The sequence below is a fragment of the Campylobacter concisus genome (assembly GCF_902460595.1).
Taxonomy (GTDB): Bacteria; Campylobacterota; Campylobacteria; order Campylobacterales; family Campylobacteraceae; genus Campylobacter_A; species Campylobacter_A concisus_BL.
On the sequence record NZ_CABPVA010000026.1, the window covers coordinates 1 to 1,905 of the forward strand.

Annotated in this window: 1 protein-coding gene; it reads left to right on the plus strand. The window is 34.0% G+C overall.

Annotation, left to right across the window (positions count from 1 at the left end):
• Positions 1-1,905, plus strand: a 1,905-nt coding sequence (locus tag F3G86_RS10575) for a DUF637 domain-containing protein (protein ID WP_188116464.1), incomplete at both ends; no start/stop codon positions are given.

Genomic DNA, 1,905 nt, shown 5'->3' on the forward strand with positions numbered 1-1,905 from the left:
ACTCTAAAGAGTGGGAAGATAAGACAACTACTCTTAGTGGTATGGGAGCTCTAATAATAACAGCCATCGTTACATTCCTAACAGCAGGAGCTGGAACCGCTGTAGCTGGAGCACTTGGAGCAGCAGCTAGTTCAACTACAGGTCTAGCAATATCAGCTATGACAACAGCTGTCATAGCAAACTCAACAGTCCAACTAACAAACAACCTCTTATCTCATGGTAAGGTAAAATTTGACGCATCATCCCTAGCTAAATCAGCCATTAGTGCAGGGGTAGGCTCATATGTTAGTAGCTATATATCAAGCATAGATACTCTAAGTAATACCAATATCATAAACACACCAACTTATACTTTCTCTTATGCAGACCTGCTAAGCTCTACATCAAACGCAGCAATAAACTCTGCTATCTATAAAACAAACTTTAAAGATGCACTACTATCAAATTTAATCTCTAAAGCAACAGATAATGCTTACAAGGCAGTAGGAAGCTACTCAAGCAATGAAGCAAATATAAACTCTAATGCATTATTTAAAGAATCAGGTCTAGGCAAGATAGCTCTTCACTCAGCCGTAGGAGCACTATCAGCAAAGCTATCTCATGAAAACGTTGCAGCTGGTGCATTAAGCGGGGCAGTAAATGAAGCAATCTCTTCTGCACTACATAAAGATACATCAAATATGAGCACTAAAGAGATAGAAGCCTATAACAACAAACGCCTACTAGCATCTCAGTTAATAGGCATAATAGCTGGAGGCATAGCTAATGGCGATAAAGGAGCAAACACAGGCTATAAAATAACCACAAGTGCAGATACTTATAATAGACAGCTTCATCAAAGAGAGATAGACTTTATAAACAATAAAAACAATATAGAAAGCTTTAAATCAAAACTACAAACTACAACAAATAAAATTTATAGTGATGATGAAGCAAAATCTATCCTAGCAAAAGCAGCAGTGTCTTTAACAGATAAATCATTTAATGAAACTTATAGACAAAGCCTAAGCTCAAATGATCTTTACAATATAGAACTAGCAACAAATTTCATAAAGCAAAGTAGCTTTTACAATACAACTCTAGATAATACAAATGCCTTTAATCCAGATAAAAAGCAGTATGAGGATAGGTATATCTATGCCTTAAATGCCTATAATAATGAAGATTTTTACAAAGACAATTTAATCGTTAAAACAAACCCTGGCATATTAGATTATACAAAATCAACCATGTATGGTCTAGGTGGATTTGCAGTAGGTGGAATTGAAGGACTTAATGATATAGGAAATATTATCTTACATCCAGTAGATTCAATAAACGGTTTAAATAATGCCTTTTATCACCCTATCCTAACAGTAAAAAATATAAATGCAGATATACAAGAATTTATGGCTAAAAATTTCGTAGATAGTATGATAGGTGATCAAAGCTCTATAAATTATAGAAATTATCACGCACTAGGTGAAAATATAGGTTCGCTTGGAGCAGCTGGCAAAGTAGGACAAATAGCAAAAAATAGCAGCAAACTACTAAATACCGGCAAAAGTGGCAAAAACAATATGCCAAATGATACTAAATCAACTACTACAAATTCAAACAATTGGAACAATAATGGTAATGATGGAATAGTTGTTGCTGGGGGAAGTGAGATTGTAAATGATATTACAAAAGAAAGTATAGATATAAAATTGAATAACTATCTTTTAGACCCAACACATAAAACAGGAGCTACTAAGGCTCAATGGTTTAAAGAAGCATTGGGTTTTACAAAAACAAATGCCGATGATTTAGCAAGGCAAATCAAATTTGATGAAAAAGTAGCAATAAAAACTGAATTAACACAATATGGACAAAAATACGAACAAATTATTCCTATCGTTGGTGCTAATAGTAAAAACATTGATG